General features: G+C 45.2%; 1 protein-coding gene and 1 pseudogene. Both read left to right on the top strand.

Annotated elements, in window-relative coordinates; all coding sequences use genetic code 11:
* Positions 1–378, top strand: a pseudogene (locus tag A3735_RS03545) (nitrate reductase molybdenum cofactor assembly chaperone); the annotation flags it as partial.
* 4 nt (positions 379–382) lie between these two features.
* A partial coding sequence (gene narI / locus A3735_RS03540) for a respiratory nitrate reductase subunit gamma (protein WP_068637594.1) occupies positions 383–678 on the top strand: 296 nt, incomplete at its 3' end.

The raw sequence follows: 678 nt of genomic DNA, 5'->3' as shown, positions 1-678 counted from the left end.
AAAGAGAACGCCCAGAATTGGTTGCAGGAAATGGAGCATATTTTAGGCTTGATCCAGTGTCGCTTGGAAAAACGTAAAAGTGATTACTCGGTTTTGTTTGAGGCGCTTCTGGACTTTGCTGACAGTAAGATCGAATTGGACGAAATTCGTGAGCAAATCGCTGATGAGAAGCGAGATGACACGAAAAAAGCAATCGACAAAGAATGGGAAGAGGAAGAAGTGAAGTTTGGTGCTGAGTCACTAGATAAAAGCTGCGAGTCTTCAACGCGTCGACCCAGCGAAGCTCAGCGTCGTGACCAAGATATCCCGGTTAACTGGGTAGGTTTTGATGCCACGCCGTCCTCGTCACAATCTTCTATCTCCGATAAGAGAGGATAAGAAAATGGATTACTTAAATCATTTATTCTTTGGAATTTANCCCTACATTGCTTTGGCAGTGTTCGTTTTAGGTTCGATTGTGCGTTACGACCGCGATCAATATACCTGGAAAACTGGTTCAAGCCAGATGTTAGAAAGTGCTCAATTACGAAAAGGCAGCCGCCCTTTCCACGTGGGTATCATTATGGTTTTGATGGGGCACTTTGTGGGCCTATTAACGCCACATGTGGTATGGGAAACACTTGGCGTAAGCGATAGTTTCAAGCAAATGGTCGCAATGGGCATGGGTGGCTTCTTTGG

This window comes from Oleiphilus sp. HI0061, assembly GCF_001635675.1.
The sequence above is the reverse complement of the archived record's forward strand: the minus strand, read 5'-3'. Positions and strand labels throughout refer to the sequence as shown.